The following is a 20,234-nucleotide window of genomic DNA, read 5'->3' on the forward strand; positions in this document are numbered from 1 at the left end:
GTTAATAATTAAGTTATATAATGACAAGTTTTGATTACCCGATTATAAAAATTAATTATTAACCTCCAAGAATATATCAAAATACTACACTATAGATTAAAATGTCTTTTAAATAATTTATATTGGGTGATACGTCTTGTGCTTGGAAGGGGGCTTTACATTGAAGAATTTAATGGGGAAATTGTCGAAAATTAAAACTGAAAAGAAAATAAGTAGTAGACAACTAGCAAAGGAAATTGGAACAAGTAAAACAACAATTGATAACGGACTTCAATGTAAAACAGAAGAGTTTAAATTTGAGATTTTCTTAAAGTTAGTTCAAGCCATTTGTGATAGTTCGGAAGAGCAAGGAAAAATCATTCATGAATATATTCTTCTTTGTAAAACACCATTAAATGTACAAAAAGCATTATGCTATTGCCAAGCAATGGGAGAATACAAATTAATAGCAGATATTATAGAAAAACATTCAGATACAAAAGGATTAAAGAAGTACTTAGCGGTTTATAAAATACAGAACAAAAGGAATCAAAACATAGCAAGAGGTCAGCAACTATTGGATGAGATGTATGTTAAAGATTTCTCTTCAGATACAGTGTGCCAAGCAGCCTTAAACATTTTATATATGGAAGCTATGTATGATAAGCAAAATTATAATGCTGTTATCCCTTATGCTGATCGCACAGATGTTATTTTAAAAGAAGTAAAACAAGAGTACGTTAAGCAATGCTTGGAAATGAAATATAAAGAGCGTTTGGCTTATATATACTTAATGAGAAATGACTTAGAAAGATGTCGCAATACATGCTATGAAATTCTGGATTCTGAATTAGATATTTCTATTATTAAAGCTACAGCGTGGTGTTGTTTAGGAGAAAGTTTCACATTTGAATGCCCATCTACAGCTGAGAAGTATATTAAGAAAGCTATTTCTCTTTGTGAAAGTATTCAAGTTCCACAAAAAACACAAAAATATGTAGCGTTTCATACTACACTAGCGCATTTATATATAGAAAATGGTGTTAATTTGGATGAGATAAGATTTGATCTTATTCATTTATCTGAGAAAGCTTTTTTTGAATGTATGCATGGTGATAGGGAAACAGGAATTAAGCTATATGAAGAACTGAGAAAAGATGGCAAAAATTTCACGGCTTTTCAACAGTATTCGTTTTCGAAAATAAATAATGATATAATAGGATTAAAAGAATCGTTAGAATCTTTTGAATTGACAGGTAATATCTTTTATTCGCAATACGTCAAGAAAGAGCTATTAAAAGAAGAGGTGAAGTCAAGTGAATAAATTTTTAGCGGTTACGTTATATACCGTAATGCTATTGACATCGTTTTTTCAATTAGAAACACCAGATTCACAACATGCAAAAGTGCAAGATACAAATAAATATGTTATGCAAAGAATGGTCGACCCCGGCGGTGGTTAAGCCGTTTAAGCAAGAAAGACGCTACTAAAAGGTAGCGTCTTTCGTACTTTATAATGGTGGTTCATTATTTAAAAGCGTAAAAATTTCGTGCCACTAACACATGAAAATATAAAAAATTCACGTAAATACGGGAGGGTTACATAATGAATCTTAATCAAGAATGGTTTAATGAAATGATTGACCAGGACAATCAAATTTTAGAAACTTATCGTGAATTATTACTGTTAATTGGAAATTTCCAAGAAGAATAATGGATTTCAGCTATCTTTTAGTTTATTTTTAGTCTCAATTCTATGCGTTAAATATTTTGCATACTCAATCAATTCATTTTCTAATAGTGGTTTATCTTTATCAGGAACATTTTTATAACTTTCGTACAAATCTTGGGCTAAACGTTCTACAATTATTTTTCGATCTTCTGTTGTAAGAGCTTCACTATCACCAATTTTATGATTTAGGAGTCGATCAGTACTTACATTAAAATAAATGGAGATCTTTTGGAGCGTTTCAAAACTTGGCTCTTTCCTGTTATTTTCCCAGTTGGAAATAGTACTACTAGCGACTCCTAAAACATCACCAAGTTCCTTCATATTTAATCCTTTAAGTGTTCTTAGAATTCTAACATTTTCCCCGAAATAATTCTGTATCATTTATTTCACTCCAATCGATTTATTCACCTTTGGGATAGTAATTCACCGTTGGGATAAAAAAGTTTCCCGAAAGGATTGACATTCTACTTTAAGGAGAATAGAATGTGATTAAGGGGGTGAGAAATTGACTGTTATACGCAATATTAGAGAATCAAAAGGGTTAACAATTCAAGAGCTGTCGGAGGCTTCTGAAATACCCGTGAAAACTCTGTATCACATTGAAACTGGTACAAAAGGAGTTATTGAAAATAGGGCCAAACTTCTTGCCGATATTTTCAATGAACCAATTGAAAAACTTTTTTTTGCTACGTACTATCGAGCAAGATTAGAATGAAACAAATTTCATTTACTCGTTAAACAATAATTATACATCTATATTGTAAATGAACAATACAGAAAAAGGATAACTTAATTAGTATTTTTCAAGTTAATAAAACTGAAAATTTAGTTTTTAATGATCTTTGAAAATTGTATATCATATGAGGGAGCTGTTAGTCATGTTGAAACGTTCGTATCAAATGATACTCATTACAATGAGTACGCTTCTTGTAGCAATAAACTTCCTATTTCCGTTTACTAAGGTAAGTGCTGAAGTAATTCAGCATGAGCAATATAAAATGGATTGGAGTTATAGCCATCAATATGGGAAAGATGTTCGAACGGAACTCCTCAAAAATTCTAATGGGCAAATTGCGTACTGTCTTACATATGGACTACGTTCACCGAATGGTGAGGATCTTCCAGAAGTAGGGCGAGCAGATAATGTGGTATATAGAATTTTAATGAATGGATACCCACAGAAATCTCCACAAGAATTAGGTGTTTCGAATTGGAAGGAAGCTCATTATGCAACGCAATTAGCGGTTTGGAATGCATTAGGACAATTATCTATTTGGGAGCTTGAGCATCGTAATGCTAATGTTGAAAAAGCAGCTAAGGAAATTATTTATGCGGTGAATCATAGTAACGCAACACAAGAAACTTACATGAATGTAATTCAAACTGATAAACAAGAAGCAAAACTTAATGGTGAGTACTTTGAAACGAGTTTGTACCAAGTAGAAAGTAACGCTAAAAATGGTGTATTCACTGTAAACCTTAAAAATGCACCGAATGGTACAAAAATTGTAGCTGAGAATGGAGAAATGAAAGAACAATTCCAATTAGGAGAGAAATTCCGTATTTTGGTTCCGAAATCCTCCAATACAGGTAATCTTTCCTTAAAAATCACTTCTAACCTAGTCAATTTACATGCAGTTGCTTACAAAGGAACTGATAAAATTCAAGATGCTACCGTACTATTAGAGCGTAGTGAAGAAAAAGTAAGTACGGATTTAAATGTGAGTTGGAAATCAGTAGGTCAATTAGAAGTTATTAAAGTAGGAGAACAAAAAGAAGTATTACAAGATGCGGTATTTGATGTGTTTAATAGTAAGAATGAAAAGGTTGGTACTATTACTACAAATGAAAAAGGAATTGCTAGCCTTTCTGGTTTAGAAATCGGAACTTATACTCTTAAAGAGGTAAAATCACCTACTGGCTATGTACTGAATGGGCAGCCACAACAAATTGAAGTTAAAACAGGTGAGGTTGCAACAATTACAGTACAAAATACGAAGGTAAAAGGAAACATCGAGATTAAGAAATCAAGTGACAGTGGAAAAACACTTCCAAAAGTAGAGTTCACAGTGTATACAGCAGAGGGAAAAGAAATCACAAAAACAATTACAAACGAGCAAGGGATTGCACAAGTGAAGGATCTTCCGTATGGAAAGTATTATTTTGTTGAGACAAAAGGGGTAGAAGGATACCTTCTTAATCAAACTAAATATCCATTCGAGATTAAAGAGCAAGGAAAAACGCTAACATTCACAGTCGAAAATAAAGAAGTAAAAGGAAACGTGCAACTTCTAAAAGTGGATGGAGAGAATCCAGATAAAAAATTAGAAGGTGCAGTGTTCGTTCTTCAAGATAGTAAAGGGAAGAAAATAAGTGAACATAAAAGTGATAAAAACGGTTTGATTGAAGTGAAAGACTTACCATTTGGAGCATACTCATTTGTTGAGAAGCAAGCACCAACTGGTTATGTTTTAACGAAAGAATCTATTCCTTTTAGTATCTCGGAACAAGGAAAGACAATCATGCTAACAGCGAAAAATAAGCACATCACAGGAGAATTAGAGATTAGCAAGGTAGATATTGCAGATGGCAACAACAAGCTTCCGAACGCTGAATTTACTATCTTTAACGAGCAAGGAAAAGAAGTTGCAAAAGGAAAAACGGATGAAAACGGCATTGCAAAATTCAAGCTTCCATATGGAAAGTACACGTATAAAGAAACATTCGCACCAGACGGCTATTTACTGAATGAAGAGATATTCTCTTTTGAAATTAAAGAGGATGGTCAAATTATTAAGCATACGGTGAAGGATCAGAAGAAACCGACACCAGAGACACCAAAACCAGAACAGCCAGAACAACCACAAAAACCAGAAATACCACAAAAGCCAGAGCAACCAGAAGCACCACAACCGCAGGTACCGGAACAACCAAAAGTAACCGAAAAACCTGTCATTCCACAACTAGAGAAACCACACCAGATTGTTATGAAACCACAACTAGAACAAACGCCAAAGAAAATTGAAACGTATCTTCCGACAACAGGCGGTAAAGCCGAAAATCCATACATAAAATGGGTCGGTCTTGCATGTGTCGTACTCGGCTTAATTGGAGCTGTATTTGCAGTAAGAAACCGTAAGAAAGCTCAATCTTAATATGAAAGAATATGAAGCTCATTTTAGCGAAATTGATGAAAATCCGTTAGGCTTTGCTATTGGATGTCGAAATGCATGTATACTCGTAATTCCCATTTGGACGGTTATTTTTTGGATAGGGAGCAAGATATAAGAAACCGAGAGGGAGATGAAATGAGATGTCAGAAATCCACGTCGGTAAAATGAAAAAAATAGGGAAACTTGGGGAAGACGTTATGCAGCGCAAGAGTGCTTGGTTGTCTGAAGAATTGATGCAAGCAATTTCAATCGCTCAAACTGTAATTAAACCATTAAAGCAACATGATTATTGGATAGAATCCGCTACAAAATTATTGGCAGGAAGTATTTTATATCTGGATCAACGGCATAAAAAACTATACTACCTAGATGTGAAAAAAGTTATTGAGTTCACGGAAAAAATGTATGAGAGTGAAGCGAACTTGGTAGAGGTAATAAATTCGCTCGAAAATGAGCATCCAGCATATCATATTTTTCATGAGCTAGGTCTTTATTCAAAAGAAACAAGGGATGCGATAACTGTCACTTTGCTATACATTCTTGAAAAACATCAACGTGAAAAGCAAGGGGAACAAAAAGAGTATTTTTGGTTTCAGTAGCAGTCAGAAGAGGAAAATGAAATAGGAAGGAGTGCAATACATGTTAGGCGTAGCTAAGAAGTATACAAAGGTGATTAGAGCGTTGAAAGAACTGAATGAAGGGGAAAAGGTTGCAGGTGTGATAAAAGCTCGATTTGGGGCGTATAAAACGGTCATAGAAGGTGTGAAAGAAAACGCCAACGATTTTATTTTCATTTTTGATCCAAAAGGTATCTTTTATGAAGATACCCATCACGAAAAACGAAAACAAGGGTATCACATCATCAAACATGATTTACTAACTGGTTATGAAACGCTACAAATGGATCTAAAACAAAAATCTGTTGTGTACATCAGTGTAGAAACGGAAACAAGTACGTATCAAGAGAGAGGAGAAGCATTATCTAATTTTCTTCAGTATCTAACAGAATGCAAGAACATAAGACCAATTCACCTGGTATTTCATCAATATGATTTGTACCCGATCCCTCATATGGAGCAGTTTTTGAAAGAAAGCGCAACATACCACATTCAGCATTCAATCGTAGTTGAATCTCAATCCGCATTACAACACATATACGGAAAAGAAGCAGCGCAACGCATCATAACCACGTATAACACAACAATCCTAGCATGATCTAAAGCACTCGTTCACTATTTCATCCTATCTAGATGGCTAGAAAACTAGACAAGGGAGAATCGTTTTTCTCCCTTCTTAATCAAAAATAGGAGGCGTTCATATGGGAAAAGAAAAAAGACTCACATTTTATGATATTGCGGCATCACAAGCTCATAGTGTTAAAACTTTTGATGGAAAAACATACGAACTGAAAGGCACCATCGCAATTGAAAATAGCACAGGAAGCATTGAAAAAGTGGCTCAAATCTATTATCAAGTGCGCTCGGTTAGAGATGAACATCAAAACTTAATTGCTAAACGAAAAAATAAACATGCGGAATTAGTAGCTGTCAAACAAAAGTGTAAATAAAAAAAGCGATTTTGAAGTGTGCTGAGAACATAGCACAAAGTAATTTGCTCTTTGACAATTTAGATATATATTGTGTACCTCTTCCTTTCAGTAATGATGTAGAAAGGTGAAATATACAATATATATGCGTGCCTCCCCTCAAAAGGTCACTAGAGGGGTTAGGTATACGATTATCGTTGGGTGAGTAAGATCGTAAAACTCATCTGTGACCACTGGGAAATGCATTGTATCAAAGACCTGTTTGTGTCAGTACTCGTGAGGAATATCCCATTTTGACATTCTGAAGAAGCGAGGAACATCACAACAGTAGATACATAAGGTTCTACGTTCACGCCAAAATACGTAGTGCGGTATTGGGCATATAGAAGCTAGGTCGGGATTAGTCTCTATACGCATGCCAATACAGGGTTCGTCATTCCAGCCATAAATGATATTTCCATTTTCTATCCCACTTTCCTATAAATGTTATAAAATAAAGACAGATGTTGAAGTCTAAATGTGTCTCATCACACTTCAAAATCGCTTATAAAAATATGACATAGGGAGGAACATACATGAGTCGTAAAGGGTGGATCATTTCCGCTGTTGTTGGACTGTTAATTGCAATTGGTATTGGTTCAACATTTGTCTTTAGCTCGGGAAAAGGGGAAGTAATGGAACTTAGTCCGTTAGAAATGAAGAAGTTCATGAGTGAGGATGGCACAGGTTTTATAATATTAAATAATGATAAGAAAACAAGAGCAGATATACTTTTTAAAGTCGAAAAATTAGCAAAGCAAAACAATATATTGGTTAGGGAATTATTCGGAGGTAGAGAGGATGTTCCAAGAACAAGTAATCAACATGATTTCGGCTTGTCACAAAAACGTGATACTCTAGCTTACTATGAAAAAGGAGAGTTGAAGAAATCAATAAAGTTTGAAGAAATTAAACCATCTGATTTTGAAAAAGAAGTTACCTACTTTATTCAAAATTGCAAAGAACAATATCAGAAGTAATCACATAATCATTGAAAGGTGGTGATATAGTGGCGATTACACAGAGGGAATTAAAAAAAGAAAAAGATATGGTAGCAAACCTATTAAGAGCCAATGGTCAGGATTATAACCATTGGCTTCATTTGCATCATCAGAAATACATTGAAGAAAATCAAGATTTAGTAATGAAAGCTTTACAAGCTTATAAGGCAACAGAAGTAAAAGAAGTAAAAGAAGTAAAAGAAGTAAAAGAAGTAAAAGAAGTAAAAGAAGACAGCAAGGCAAATGAATCAAGTCAGCTTAGTAACGTATAAGCACTTAAAAATGAAAAGGGAGTGAATGTATATGTCAATGTTGGAAACATTATCTCAAATGTTAGTGTTAGGTGATGCGATGGACGGTCTAATTAATACAGGGAATTCATTTATTGCATGGATGCAAAGAGGGGCAATGGTTAGTACAGCGATTGTATTTTGCTGGGGCGCTTATCTACTAATTTGGGGCGGTGAACGAGGAAGACATAAATGTATATGGTGGTTTCTTGGTGGGGCAGCCGGACTTGTTATCGTAATGGGATGCCAATACTTAGCAGAGAGCGTAAATAGCAATGTAAAATTTGGTCAAATCTTATTCCCGTTTTTCTGGATGAAATAGTGAAAAAATATAAATAAGGCAATGAGGAGGCTATGCAAAAGGTATGGCTTTTTTTGTTGCCTTTTTTCATTGGAATTTAAAGTAGATGTGAGAAAGGAGAAGCCATGTTTGTCATTTTTAAGAGTAGCAATGGAACAGAAATTGAGTCGGGTAAGCAATATTCGTTTCATGAAGCTTATATCTTAACGAAGCGATTAGAACGAGTTTATAGAGAGGCAGGGCGGCAAGAACATATTGATTTCGATTTGCTAGATGGTCATTCTAATGAAATTTATAACGGTACGTTATCACTTGGTTCGAGATATGCAGATCACATTTATGATCACATTTCTAAAAAAATGAATGTGATGCAATTAGATCCAGAACAAGAGGAACAAAAAAAGGAGCTGTTAGAAACGTTAGAAAGGGAAATTAATGATTCTCCCTTTCATGAAGAATATGAATATCAAGAAGAATCATCAGAAAGGAAGGAAGAATCCTCTTATAGTTCAGCGAATGAAGTAAAAACACTAGTAAAGCCTGGAAAGGAAAATAGAAAAGGATTCAAGATTATTGCGAGTGTCATAGGAAGCGTGGTGTTAATTGGAGCTGGTGCCATATTTGCCTTTAAGTTATTCTCTTCCGAACCAGTTTCGAGTGCAAATGCTGGCTCTGAACAATATGTAGTAAAAGGATTACAACAGGCAGCCATTCAGCAGTATGGAGAAGCCGTTAAATACTTCGATAAGGTCAATTACACAGAATTAGATAAAGATAGTCAAAAGGCAGTTTTATTTACTTATTTATTAAATGGAAAGGCAAATAAGGCCTTACAATATGAACCGAAATTTGCAGAAAGTGTGGTTGCTTATTTTATTGGGATAGACAACATGAATAAAATCAATGAAATTGATGTCAAAAATGATGTAATCGACTTTGAAAAAGCAGCACTTAATAAGAAATATGAGGAGGTAATTAAGCTTAAGGGTAAAGTCAATATGGACGGTAGACGTGAAAAACTCATTGTTGAAGCTTTTGTAAATCTAAAAAAATATGAAGATTGTTATTCCTTTGCTAAAACGCAAGGAAATAAAAATGTAATGAAAGAGGTCAAAGAATTAGAAAAACGAGATATTCAACAATCTACGATAAGTGAAGAAGAAAAGAAAGCTAAAATTGAAAAAATTGATAAAGATCTACAGAACATCTAAGGGGGAGAGAATAACATGCCTTTAAATTATGAGAATCTGTACAAAAAAATGGGAATTGTTTTTCTTGGTGGTTCATTGATATTAAGTACGACAGGTTGCAGTTGGTTTGGAAGTAAGGAATCATCAAAAAGTAAATCAGCTATTACAAAAAAAGCAGATAAGAATAAGCCGGAGGAAAAGAAAGAAGATCTGAACAAACAAGATTTTGAAGCAATAACAGAGAATGCAATTCAAAGTAAGGATAATGAAGTTGCTTATGTACTCGAAGAGCTGGATAAATCAAAAATTAACTTTAAAGAAAAATCTATTGTAAGTAATCTTCAAAATGGGGATGACACTACTTCTCGTGTTCTAGCACTCTTTGATAAAGAAACGGTAGATAAATCAATTCAAGATACAGCAAAAGACAATGTGATTGCAGCTATTACGGATAATAAGCCACAAGTCACCGTGAATGGAGATCATTTTGCATTCGGTGATCAAAATATTGATTCTTCAGTAGCGAGTATAGGTGATATTCTTCCACCAGAGAAGAAACCAGATACAATTGTAAACCCACCAATTATAACGGAGGGTGAGAATGGTAATACGGAAAATACAGAGCCAGAAAAACCAAAGCCACCAATAGAGCCGGAAAAACCAACAAATCCAGAGAAACCGACAGAGCCAGAAAAACCAACAAATCCAGAGAAACCGACAGAGCCGGAAAAACCAACAGAACCAGAGAAGCCAACAGAACCAGAGAAACCAACAGAACCAGAGAAACCAACAGAGCCAGAAAAGCCAACAGAGCCAGAGAAACCAACAGATCCAGAAAAACCAACAGATCCAGAAAAACCAACAGAACCAGAGAAACCAACAGAGCCAGAAAAGCCAACAGAACCAGAGAAACCAACAGAACCAGAGAAACCAACAGAACCAGAGAAACCAACAGAACCGGAAAAACCAACAGAACCAGAGAAACCAACAGATCCAGAAAAGCCAACAGAACCGGGAAAACCAACAGAACCAGAGAAACCAACAGAACCACAGAAGCCAACAGAACCAGAAAAACCAACAAACCCAGAGAAGCCAACAGAACCGGAAAAACCAACAAATCCAGAGAAACCGACAGAGCCGGAAAAACCAACAAACCCAGAGAAGCCAACAGAACCGGAAAAACCAACAAATCCAGAGAAGCCGACAGAACCAGAGAAAACAAAGAATCAAGAAAAGCCAGTTCTGAAACAAAATGAAAAGATGGTAGCGAGTAAATAAAGAGAAAACAACTGATTTTGCCAAAAAGGTACTCATAAAAAGAGTACCTTTTTAATTTGAAGCTGGATTGAACAGAGGTGATACTTTGATATGTATAGTGAAAAGATATCAATCAAATATAAATTAGCTGAAAAAGAAGTACTCATTCCATTGAGTGCTTTTTTGTTTGTTGGAATGTTTTTAATCGCTAATTTTTTATTAAACTTAACTTTAGAGCTGATAGAAACAACATTTAGTGATTTATTACATCCCAAACCATTTCATATGGAGGTAGGATTTCTTTTTCAGATGCCAATTGCAGAGCATCCAGTTTACTACTTGCTTGTTTTCCTTGTGGTGATTGGAACTATAGCGAGAACAGTGTACAAATTGAAATCTTCCTTTAAAAACTTAAATAATCATCAGAAAGGATCTAGTCGCTTTACAACAGTTGAAGAGTTGAAAAAGCAATACCGAGCTGTACCAGATCGAGAGGAATCATTTAAAGGTGGCGGTGGTGTTGTTATCTCACGATTAGGTGACAAGGTATTTATTGATGATAGTCCGGTGAATAATTTAATCATTGGTACAACACGTTCTGGTAAAGGGGAAACCTATGTATTTCCTACAATTGATGTCTATTCTAGAGCGGAACATAAACCATCTTTAATTTTTAACGATCCAAAGGGTGAGCTCTTCAGTGCATCGAAAGAAACGTTGGAAGAACGAGGGTATCACATTGAAGTTTTGAATTTATTAACCCCACTTGATTCTATGAGTTATAACTTATTGCAGCTTGTCAAAGATGCCTATAAAGATGGAGATTATTCAACGGCACAGGCATTATGTAAGACACTCTCACACACTTTGTATTACAACCCAACTGTAAAAGATCCTTTTTGGCAACAGTGTGCTATGAGCTTGTGTAACGCCATGATATTAGCCGTTACAGATAAATGCATTGCGGAAGGCACAGAAGAAAAGATCACAATGTATGCAGTTGCAAATATGTTATCAGAACTTGGTTCAAAAGAGGTAATCGTAGATCCGGAAGCAGATCCACAAAATGCATTAGATTTATACTTTGAAGGCTTACCAGCGGATAGCGTTGCAAAGATGCAATATGCAACCTCAAACTTCTCAAAAGGAACGACACGAGGCGGAATTTTCACTCAAACAATGAACGGACTTTCTATTTTTACATTTGATGAAATCGCTAAAATGACCGCAAAAAATAGTGTGGATTTAAAACGTGTCGGTTTTGGAAAAACGATAAAAGGAAAAGTGACACCTAGAAAACGAGTAGACATTGTATTTCCAGATGGCTCAAAGGAGTCTATCAAGGCAGATATTACAGGACGTTTTGCATTAGATTTCAAACAAGTAATACAAGTTGGAGATACCATTCAATGTAACGAAAAAGAAAACCCTCAAACAAAAACATCTATTACTATTACAAAAATAGATGAAAAAACGGGTCATACAGAATTTAAAGTGGTAGAAGAAAATGAAGATATGAAAATAACAAAAGTGGATTATTTCGATAAGCCAGTCGCTATTTTTATGATTACACCAGACTTTGATTCTTCGAACCATGTGATTGCTTCTATTTTTGTAAGGCAGCTTTATTTTATATTGGCAAAGGGTGCATCCCTCGCTCGTGGAGGGAAATGTCACCGTGAGGTGGTTTTTTGCCTCGATGAGTTTGGTAATATGCCAAGTATTGAAGGGATGGCAAATATTATCACGGTTTGTCTTGGTAGGAATGTTCGCTTTAACCTTATCATCCAGGCATATGCACAATTAAAAAATAAGTATGGTGAAGATGCAGATACGATTGATGGAAACTGTGGGAATACCATCTACATTCTAACAAACGATCAAGAAACCGCTGAAAAAGTATCCAAAAAACTAGGGAATCAGACGATTAACCTACCTTCCCGAAGTGGGAAAGGTCTTTCTACTGATAAAAATAAAACGGAAGGTCTAGACCAACGCCCACTGTTAACAGCAAATGAACTTATGAATTTTAAAGAAGGAGAAAGTGCTGTTATTCGTGTCATAAAACGTCAGGATAATAACAGAAAACGGATCAGACCTCGCCCGATTTATAATACGGGAGAAACAGCCTTAAAATACAGATGGGAGTACTTAGGAGTAGAGTTCGATACAGATAAATCTATTTTAGATATAGATATTGATTCTCTACATGATGATGTAAATCCAAAATCACTTATTGTAGATTTTCTAGGAGAAAGAAAATCAGAACAAATTGAGAAAAAAACATCAGAACCAGAACAAGAAGATTTGCCACCAGTAGAGACATCGCAGCCAGTAGAAGAGCCAACAATGATGGGTATTGATGAAGAGATTCCGGAAGAGGCATTTCAGCAGGAAGATAGCCCGTTTGATTCTCTCTCCATTGAAAATTGGAAGGAAAAAACGGTTAATGAATTTTTTGAATCTGATTTAGCAGTTTTGAAACTGGTTGATAAGTTCTTTTTAGCGCAATTAGGTAAATCAATAGATGAAGTTGAAAATCAAGAAATGGGCGAGTTTTACAGTGAATTTCAAATGTTAGCTCACAATGACCACATCGATAAAAGTGTCTATCAAGCAGTCGAAAACAAGATTAATCGAATCTTGCGTGATTTAGAAGAAAAAGAACAAGTAACAAGTTAGAAAGCACTCAAATAATTGAGTGCTTTTTTGATTCCAAACATAAAGGAGGAAGAGGGAATGTGTGTACCGACAATAACGGATAAAATGCAATTGATTTTAGATAGTTACTCGCCATTTGTAACAGAAGAAAATGAGGTCATTCTTGGTCTAGAAGATGCGGTTCTTTTCCTTTCAGTAGATCGGGAACAAAAAGGGAAATTGATTATTCGTATCGACAGACTAAATGAAAGGGTGAGTTGGACAGCAAAAGAAGTATTGGGATAATAGCAAGCATGAGAGGAGGGTAAATAGTGAAAGATGAAGAGATTTTAAAGGTTTTAGAATCGTTCTCGGATTATCTTCAAGTAGGAGACATCGTGAATTATGTATTGCGTTGGCTAGGATGGTTCCTAATTGTAGGTTTATCTTTAGTTGTAGATGCTTTAGAAGGTGTGACAGATGCCATACTGGGGATTAAAGGATTCTTTAATTCACCGGAAATCCAAAATTTTGTTGATATGTTATATCCATTGTTTGTCGTTCTTTTAGCCATTTCGTTTTTATATATTGGCTACATGTTTATTATGAATAAACAAATGAATCGTTCTCAAATTATCATCAATATTTTCATAACATTGAGTGTACTTTGTTTATTAAGTACTGGTATGACAAAGGTCGATAAGTTCACCGATGATGCCATAGCGGTTGTGAAATCTGAACAAAAGGGTTCTTTAAGTGATGAAATTATTAAGAAGAATATAACGGATGTTGCAGTAATAGATCAAAACGGATGGAAAAAGAAAGAAGATATGAATCCGAAAAATAATATTCCGGAAAAAAGCATTAGACAAATTGATATTACTGAAAAGATAGATAAAGATTTTGAATTTGCGAAGGATAAGGAATTATCTGAGGGTGGTCAAGATATTCTTAAGTATAAAAGGGTAATGGATGGGATGGGAGTCGCATCTTTAGCTGAATTAAAAGATGGATGGTTTGATTTCTTTCCAGAAAAGTATTACCGCTGGCATTGGAATTTTTGGAATATATTCTTTACTTTACTGATAACAGGATTAACTTTGTTATTAGTAAGTATTAAATTAGCTAGATTATTTTATGAGTTAGCATTTAACTACTTGTTGGCGAACCTATTAGCACCAGCGGATGTTGCGAATGGTCAAAAGTTAAAAGCTGTGTTATCCAATATTCTCAATATATTTATAGCAACGATTATGATATTCCTATCTTTGAAGCTATATCTAATTGGGACGGGATTTGTCCATGACAAATTAAATGGTGTACCGTATCTGATTGCATTAGCGGCATTTAGTATGGCAGTTCTAGATGGTCCGGCAGTCGTAGAAAGGTTATTTGGAATAGATATTGGATTAAAGAGCAGTTGGGGCATGTTAGTAGGTGGTTTCGCACTTGGTAAAGGAATTGGCAGTCTCGCAAATTCAAAACCAATGAAGAGTCTCGGAAATATGATTGGAAAAGGAGCGAAAGGTGCAGCAGAAGGAACGGGTGTTGCAGCAGCTAAAACAGCAAGTGCGGCAGCCATGGCAACAGGTGGCGTAGCAGGGCTTATAAGCGGTTTGAAAAAAGGGAATGAGTCCGAAAATAAAGAGTCCTTGCAAGATCAAATGAAAAAAGCGGATCAGAAAAAAGCAAAGGGTAATGATTTAGCAAAAAATGAAAAAGAAAAAGGTAACTTAAATAAGGAAAAAGGTAAAAAGAATGGTGGTACGCCATCTATTCAAGAAGACATGAAAAAAGGAGGGAACGAAAACCCAGGGGGAGCGAATGGGCAAGAAACGGGAATAACAAGTCTTCAAGATGAAATGAAAGAAGCTGGAAAATCAAATGGGGCGAGTGAAGGAAATCCAACAGCAGGAACAGTAAGACAAGGAGCGAGTCAAGGAAGTCAAACAGCAGGAACAGTAAGACAAGGAGCGAGTCAAGGAAGTCAAACAGCAGGAACAGTAAGACAAGGAGCGAGTGAAGGAGGTCAAACACCAGGAACAGTAAGACAGGGAACAAGTGAAGGAAGTCAAACAGCAGGAACAGTAAGACAGGGAGCGAGTGAAGGAGGTCAAACACCAGGAATAGTAAGACAGGGAACAAGTGAAGGAAGTCAAACACCAGGAATAGTAAGACAGGGAGCAAGTGAAGGAAGTCAAACATCAAGCCCGGCACCAGTGGAAGCACCAAGATCAGTACCAAGTGGAAGTAGCCTGGCACCAGTGGAAGCACCAAGATCAGTACCAAGTGGAAGTAGCCCGGCACCAGTGGAAACACCAAGATCAGTATCAAGTGGGGGAAGCCCGGCACCAGTGGAAACACCAAGATCAGTACCAAGTGGAGGAAGCCCGGCACCAGTGGAAGCACCAAGATCAGTACCAAGTGGAAGTAGCCCGGTACCAGTGGAAACACCAAGATCAGTATCAAGTGGGGGAAGCCCGGCACCAGTGGAAACACCAAGATCAGTACCAAGTGGAAGTAGCCCGGCACCAGCCGACATCGTGACGGTGACACATAGTAGCCCAATTATTCCTTATGAAAGTGATAAAGAAGTGGCAGCAAGTAGAGGTCAAGAAACACGGACATTAGGACAATATACAACCGAAAAGATTAAAAATACTACATCATCGGTAAAACAAAAAGTAAGAGGAGTACAAGAACGAATTAATACTTCTGAAACGGTACAAAATACAAAGCGTTTTTATCAAATGGGTCAAAATACGGGTAAAAGTTGGAGAGATATTGTAAACAAAAATAAAAAGAATACGGATAAAAAATAAGCGTAATCGTACGCTTATTTTTTATTGTCGAAAAGGAGGGAATCCCGATGAGAAGCTATCGGATTCCGAAGGAAATCAGTACAGAATTACGGATTAATAAAGTGCTTTATTTAATAGATTTCTTTTTATTAATTGGTTTATTAGTTGTAACGATGATTCTTAGGAACTTCGTACATGCGTCCTTTCAGTTACCATTTATTCTTTTCATGGTAGCTATTGCAATTATCATGATTTGGCGACCAAGTACGAATCCTCAAAAACGAATGTATGAAGTATTGATTATTACTTTGCTAAGAAGGAAAGGTGCATATTGCGCCATTGATAACGATAAATAAGGGAGGGATCACATATGGCGTTATTCAGCGAAAAAGATGTAGAGAAAGAAGAGCCAAAACAACTAGAAAGACCGAAGAAAAAAGCATTTCGATTTAACGAAAAAAACGTAAAAGAATCAATTTCTGAACCAAAAGAAATTGTGAAGGTGGTACCTAACAAAAAGAAAGAAGAAAGAACAAAGGCAGAACCAAAAGTAAAAAAACAGAAGAAAGAAAAGCCAAAGAAAGACACTTCGAAAAAGAAAAATCCAAAACTGTTAGGTTTTTTGTCTAGAAAAAAGAAAGAAGCGCCACCAAAGGTAAAGAAAAGTATTGCGGAAATTATGCAAATTGTAGACATGACAGAGGATGGCATATTTGAACTGAAAAATGAGGAGTTTTTAGAAATTCTTCAAGTTGAAGGTGACGATATGTTCTCTAAGAATAGTGATGAACAAGCATTTGTCATTTTCTCACATGCGTATTTTTATCAAGCCTACAAACAGTCCATTAAACTCGTTTTTTTAAACTTTCCATGTCAAACAACCGAACAACAACGATATATTGAGAAGAAAATTAAAGAATGTACCAGTCCTTTGTATGAACGAATTTTAAATCAAAAGTTAAAAGAACTGCAGTTTTTAGAATGGGGCAGAACCAATCGTGAAGCCTTCTTATTTATTTACGGAGAAACGGAATTAATCGTAAAAGAACGTGTAGATGCAGCAAAACGATATATCAAGCGCTCTACTGAACTATTAGAGGTGGATGAAGAGAAAAAGTTAGAGCTTATGTTTAAATTGTTCAATCAAAATGCAAAATTAGGAACAAAAAATATATGGTAGTAAGGGGGCAACAATATGTTTGCGTTCAAGAGTAAAAAATCTAAAAAAGAAAAACAAGAGGAACTAAAAAAGAAGAAAGGTTACAACCCCTTTTTAGTGGCTAGAGTTCAGCCACAAGGGGGAATTAGTTTTAAAGAAAGTTATTTTCAAACAGGTGATGGATTAGGTACTTGCATTCATGTCTATGATTATCCAACAGAGGTAAATGATTTTTGGTTAGAGCAAATTATGAATATGCCAAATGTGATCACAACATTAGATGTCATGAGTGATAATCGAAATGAAGTTGTTGAATCGATTAATAAATCCATGAGTGAACAAAGTGTTCGGCATGATACAGCGAAGGATAATATAGATCGGATTGATGCGAAAAATGAATTTTTAGAGCTGGAAGCTCTCTATACGGATTTGAAACAAGGTGAGGTCATGAAACGTATTCACATTCGTATTTATGTTTCCGCTAGAACAATAGATGAGCTAGAAAAACAAGTAAAAGAAATCCTGGAAACATTAGAATCTTATAACTTTCGAGGAGCTGTTTTTTTAAATGAACAAGAGTATGAATGGGATGCACTCGTAACGAGCTTTGATACACAAAAAAATTATGTGAACCGAAGAAAAGGGAAAGAAATTCCGGCAGTCAGTTTGGCTGGTGGGTGTCCGTTTCATTACTCTTATTTGCATGATCCATACGGTACGTATTATGGAACAACGAAAACAAAAGGAAATGTTATTTTTGATATCTTCCATAAAGACAATCAAAGAAAGAGTTATAACGGTGTAATGATTGGGAAGTCTGGTGCGGGGAAATCAACATTGTTAAAAAAGAAAAGTGTGGATTATGCAAGTAAGGGTCATTTTGTTCGGATATTTGATGTTGTAGAAGAGTTTACAGATACAGTGAAAGAACTAGGGGGAAAGACCATCTCATTAGACGGTTCTCAAGGTCAAATTAACCCACTTCAAGTGTATAAGACAGCAGAACTTGAAGAAGTTAGTTTCACTCAACATCTATCTAAATTGACAATTTTTTATCGATTCATTGCGCCAGAAGCAAAAGATGATGAAATTAAAGAATATGAAAATTTGCTTCGTAAATTATATATTCGTATGGGATTATGGAATGACGAAAAAGGAGCGAAAAATGAAATTACAACAAGAAAATCAAAAGAATATCCGATTTTCTCTGACTTTTTAATGTTTGTTCGTAAAGAATTATATCAAGATGTAGAAGCTAGAAAGCATCATGATAATTTAGGAGACAGTAGAATTCATCGTTTAGAATTAATTGAATTAAATCTTACGAATTTAGTAGAAGCATATGCAGAATTATTTGATGGGCATACTACAATAGAAGATTTCAAGAAAGAACAAGTTGTATCTTTTTCCTTACGGAATATATCCAGCTTTAAACCAGAAGTATTCCAAGCACAGATCTTTAATGTGTTAAATCTCCTTTGGGATGAAATGATTTCAAATGGTGCGCCTCAATTAAAAGCCTTTAACAAAAAGCAGCTTGCTTTTGAAGATGTAACTCGTTATTTCATTATTATTGACGAGGCGCATCATATCATAAACACGAAAAAAGAAAGCGCTCATGCGCTACAATTTTTAACAAAGCTTAGTCGTGAAGATCGAAAATATTTTGCAGGACTTTTATATGCAAGTCATACAATTCGGGATTTTGTACCGGAAGGATCTTCACAAGAAATGATTGATGAAATTAAAAAGCTATTTGAACTTACACAGTACAAATTTATTATGCAACAAGATAATAACAGTTTAGATATGTTACGAAAAGTATTTGCAGGACAGTTAAGTGAAAGTGAGATTGCAGCGATACCACATTTGCCAACAGGGGATGTCATTTTAAGTATTGGGGCTGTAAAAAACATTCACTTCCATGTAGAGGTAACGGACGAAGAATTAATGTTATTCGGGGGAGGTGCTTAATACTATGCATCTAGTTTTAAAAGTTATACCAAAGAAATGGCTCATCACTTTAGCGCTACTTGTGATGGGTCTTTTTTCTTTTCTTTTACTTGGAGTGGTTAGTATTTTCATAGCAGCAATGGGGAGCGATAGTGGAACAGACACAGGTGATATTACGTATACAGGTGAAGGGCAAGTCATGAATGTTTCACCTGAAGTTCTAAAATGGGAACCTACGATTCGGAAGCATGCGAAAGCTTTTGGCGTGGAACCGTTTGTCGCTTTAATGCTTGCTCAAATGATGCAAGAAAGCGGAGGACGTGGTAGTGATCCGATGCAGAGTTCCGAAGGCGCATTTAATACAAAGTATTGTAAAAAGCCTAATTGTATTACAGATCCAGACTACAGTATTTGGGCTGGTGTACAAGAATTTAAACATGCGATAGAAAGAGCTGGTGTAACGAGTCCTGGTGACATGGATCATATAAAAACAGCCCTACAAGCCTACAATTTTGGTACTGGATTTTTTGATTTTGTTGCTTCAAATGGTGGTAAATATACAAAAGAAATAGCTATAAAATTTTCGCAAGAACAATACAAAAAAGTAGCTCACACCGGTATGTATCATTGCCTTAGGCCGGAAGCTGTACCGTTTCAAGCGTGTTATGGGGATATCTTGTACGTTGATTCGGTTTTGAAATATTATCAGCCTGGTTCTGTTGTATCTGGTGGTGGAAGCAATTCCGGAAGCGGAGGAAGTAGCGGTGTAAAAGTTGTAGATGTTGGTCGTCCATTGATAGGAAAAAGTACCTATGTTTTCGGTGGAGGACGAAAGCAAAGTGAGATTGATAGAAATATATTTGATTGCTCAAGTTTTGTGCATTGGGCATTTAAGCAAGTAGGAAGAGATCTAGGACCTGTAACAGATGTTAATACAGAGTCACTAAATAAAATTGGTCAGAAGGTATCACCAAATGACATGAAAGCTGGTGATTTAATATTTTTTGATACTTATAAAAAAGATGGGCATGTCGGTTTGGTTATAGATAAGGATCACTTCATTGGTTGTCAAACGAATAAAGGGGTATCTATTGAAGATTTAAATAATCCGTATTGGAAAAAGGTCTTTTCTGGTCATGTAAGAAGGTTCTAAAAACCGAAAGAATAGGAGAC

The 20,234-nt window shown here is 35.6% G+C and carries 20 protein-coding genes; 19 read left to right on the forward strand and 1 reads right to left on the reverse strand.

Annotated elements, in window-relative coordinates; translation table 11 throughout:
* Positions 1-172 precede the first annotated feature (172 nt).
* Entirely contained in the window at positions 173-1,303 is a 1,131-nt protein-coding gene (locus ACQGS6_RS07195; protein WP_086424307.1) for an AimR family lysis-lysogeny pheromone receptor, read from the forward strand.
* Positions 1,296-1,442, forward strand: coding sequence for a hypothetical protein (locus ACQGS6_RS07200; protein ID WP_001031951.1), 147 nt, complete (start codon positions 1,296-1,298; stop codon positions 1,440-1,442). Before ACQGS6_RS07195 ends, ACQGS6_RS07200 begins: the two co-directional genes overlap by 8 nt.
* Before the next feature lie 257 nt (positions 1,443-1,699).
* Here the strand turns inward: ACQGS6_RS07200 and ACQGS6_RS07205 are convergent, their stop codons facing one another.
* Entirely contained in the window at positions 1,700-2,092 is a 393-nt protein-coding gene (locus tag ACQGS6_RS07205; protein ID WP_000615757.1) for a helix-turn-helix domain-containing protein, read from the reverse strand.
* A gap of 124 nt (positions 2,093-2,216) precedes the next feature.
* Between ACQGS6_RS07205 and ACQGS6_RS07210 the strand changes: the two genes are divergently transcribed.
* From ACQGS6_RS07210 to ACQGS6_RS07290, 17 genes are all read left to right on the forward strand, one after another.
* A complete protein-coding gene (locus ACQGS6_RS07210; RefSeq protein ID WP_000216138.1) occupies positions 2,217-2,426 on the forward strand; it encodes a helix-turn-helix transcriptional regulator in 210 nt (69 codons plus the stop codon).
* A 163-nt stretch (positions 2,427-2,589) separates the two neighbouring features.
* Positions 2,590-4,866: a SpaA isopeptide-forming pilin-related protein gene (locus tag ACQGS6_RS07215; RefSeq protein ID WP_426964989.1), complete on the forward strand. Its 2,277-nt coding sequence runs from the start codon at positions 2,590-2,592 to the stop codon at positions 4,864-4,866.
* Between the two features lie 158 nt (positions 4,867-5,024).
* Positions 5,025-5,483: a TRAG family protein gene (locus ACQGS6_RS07220; protein WP_098617069.1), complete on the forward strand. Its 459-nt coding sequence runs from the start codon at positions 5,025-5,027 to the stop codon at positions 5,481-5,483.
* Between the two features lie 40 nt (positions 5,484-5,523).
* Positions 5,524-6,099 carry a hypothetical protein gene (locus ACQGS6_RS07225; protein ID WP_098617068.1) on the forward strand — a complete coding sequence of 192 codons (576 nt, stop codon included), beginning with the start codon at positions 5,524-5,526 and terminating at the stop codon, positions 6,097-6,099.
* Between the two features lie 103 nt (positions 6,100-6,202).
* Positions 6,203-6,451 (forward strand): hypothetical protein, encoded by a 249-nt coding sequence (locus ACQGS6_RS07230; protein ID WP_000514061.1) that lies wholly within the window; start codon positions 6,203-6,205, stop codon positions 6,449-6,451.
* Positions 6,452-7,005: 554 nt separating this feature from the next.
* Positions 7,006-7,449, forward strand: a complete 444-nt coding sequence (locus ACQGS6_RS07235) for a hypothetical protein (RefSeq protein WP_426964990.1) — start codon at positions 7,006-7,008, stop codon at positions 7,447-7,449.
* A 29-nt stretch (positions 7,450-7,478) separates the two neighbouring features.
* A complete protein-coding gene (locus ACQGS6_RS07240; protein ID WP_426964991.1) occupies positions 7,479-7,742 on the forward strand; it encodes a hypothetical protein in 264 nt (87 codons plus the stop codon).
* A 31-nt stretch (positions 7,743-7,773) separates the two neighbouring features.
* On the forward strand, positions 7,774-8,082 hold the full coding sequence (locus ACQGS6_RS07245; RefSeq protein ID WP_000062187.1) for a hypothetical protein: 309 nt from the start codon (positions 7,774-7,776) through the stop codon (positions 8,080-8,082).
* A 104-nt stretch (positions 8,083-8,186) separates the two neighbouring features.
* On the forward strand, positions 8,187-9,272 hold the full coding sequence (locus tag ACQGS6_RS07250) for a hypothetical protein (RefSeq protein ID WP_426964992.1): 1,086 nt from the start codon (positions 8,187-8,189) through the stop codon (positions 9,270-9,272).
* A gap of 15 nt (positions 9,273-9,287) precedes the next feature.
* Positions 9,288-10,529: a hypothetical protein gene (locus ACQGS6_RS07255; protein ID WP_426964993.1), complete on the forward strand. Its 1,242-nt coding sequence runs from the start codon at positions 9,288-9,290 to the stop codon at positions 10,527-10,529.
* 90 nt (positions 10,530-10,619) lie between these two features.
* Complete coding sequence (locus tag ACQGS6_RS07260; protein ID WP_426964994.1) at positions 10,620-13,190, forward strand: VirD4-like conjugal transfer protein, CD1115 family; 2,571 nt, start codon at positions 10,620-10,622, stop codon at positions 13,188-13,190.
* Positions 13,191-13,247: 57 nt separating this feature from the next.
* Positions 13,248-13,454: a hypothetical protein gene (locus ACQGS6_RS07265; protein ID WP_426964995.1), complete on the forward strand. Its 207-nt coding sequence runs from the start codon at positions 13,248-13,250 to the stop codon at positions 13,452-13,454.
* A gap of 26 nt (positions 13,455-13,480) precedes the next feature.
* The gene (locus tag ACQGS6_RS07270; RefSeq protein WP_426964996.1) at positions 13,481-15,970 is read left to right on the forward strand and encodes a pLS20_p028 family conjugation system transmembrane protein; all 2,490 of its coding nucleotides are present in this window, start codon (positions 13,481-13,483) and stop codon (positions 15,968-15,970) included.
* Positions 15,971-16,017: 47 nt separating this feature from the next.
* Positions 16,018-16,305, forward strand: a complete 288-nt coding sequence (locus ACQGS6_RS07275) for a DUF5592 family protein (protein WP_098015727.1) — start codon at positions 16,018-16,020, stop codon at positions 16,303-16,305.
* Between the two features lie 14 nt (positions 16,306-16,319).
* Entirely contained in the window at positions 16,320-17,129 is an 810-nt protein-coding gene (locus ACQGS6_RS07280; RefSeq protein WP_088911280.1) for a hypothetical protein, read from the forward strand.
* Between the two features lie 15 nt (positions 17,130-17,144).
* Positions 17,145-19,082, forward strand: a complete 1,938-nt coding sequence (locus ACQGS6_RS07285) for a VirB4 family type IV secretion system protein (RefSeq protein WP_012263720.1) — start codon at positions 17,145-17,147, stop codon at positions 19,080-19,082.
* 4 nt (positions 19,083-19,086) lie between these two features.
* Positions 19,087-20,214, forward strand: a complete 1,128-nt coding sequence (locus tag ACQGS6_RS07290) for a bifunctional lytic transglycosylase/C40 family peptidase (protein ID WP_426964997.1) — start codon at positions 19,087-19,089, stop codon at positions 20,212-20,214.
* Positions 20,215-20,234: the final 20 nt, after the last annotated feature.

The organism is Bacillus sp. GMs2/2, from assembly GCF_050172095.1.
GTDB classification, from domain to species: domain Bacteria; phylum Bacillota; class Bacilli; order Bacillales; family Bacillaceae_G; genus Bacillus_A; species Bacillus_A cereus.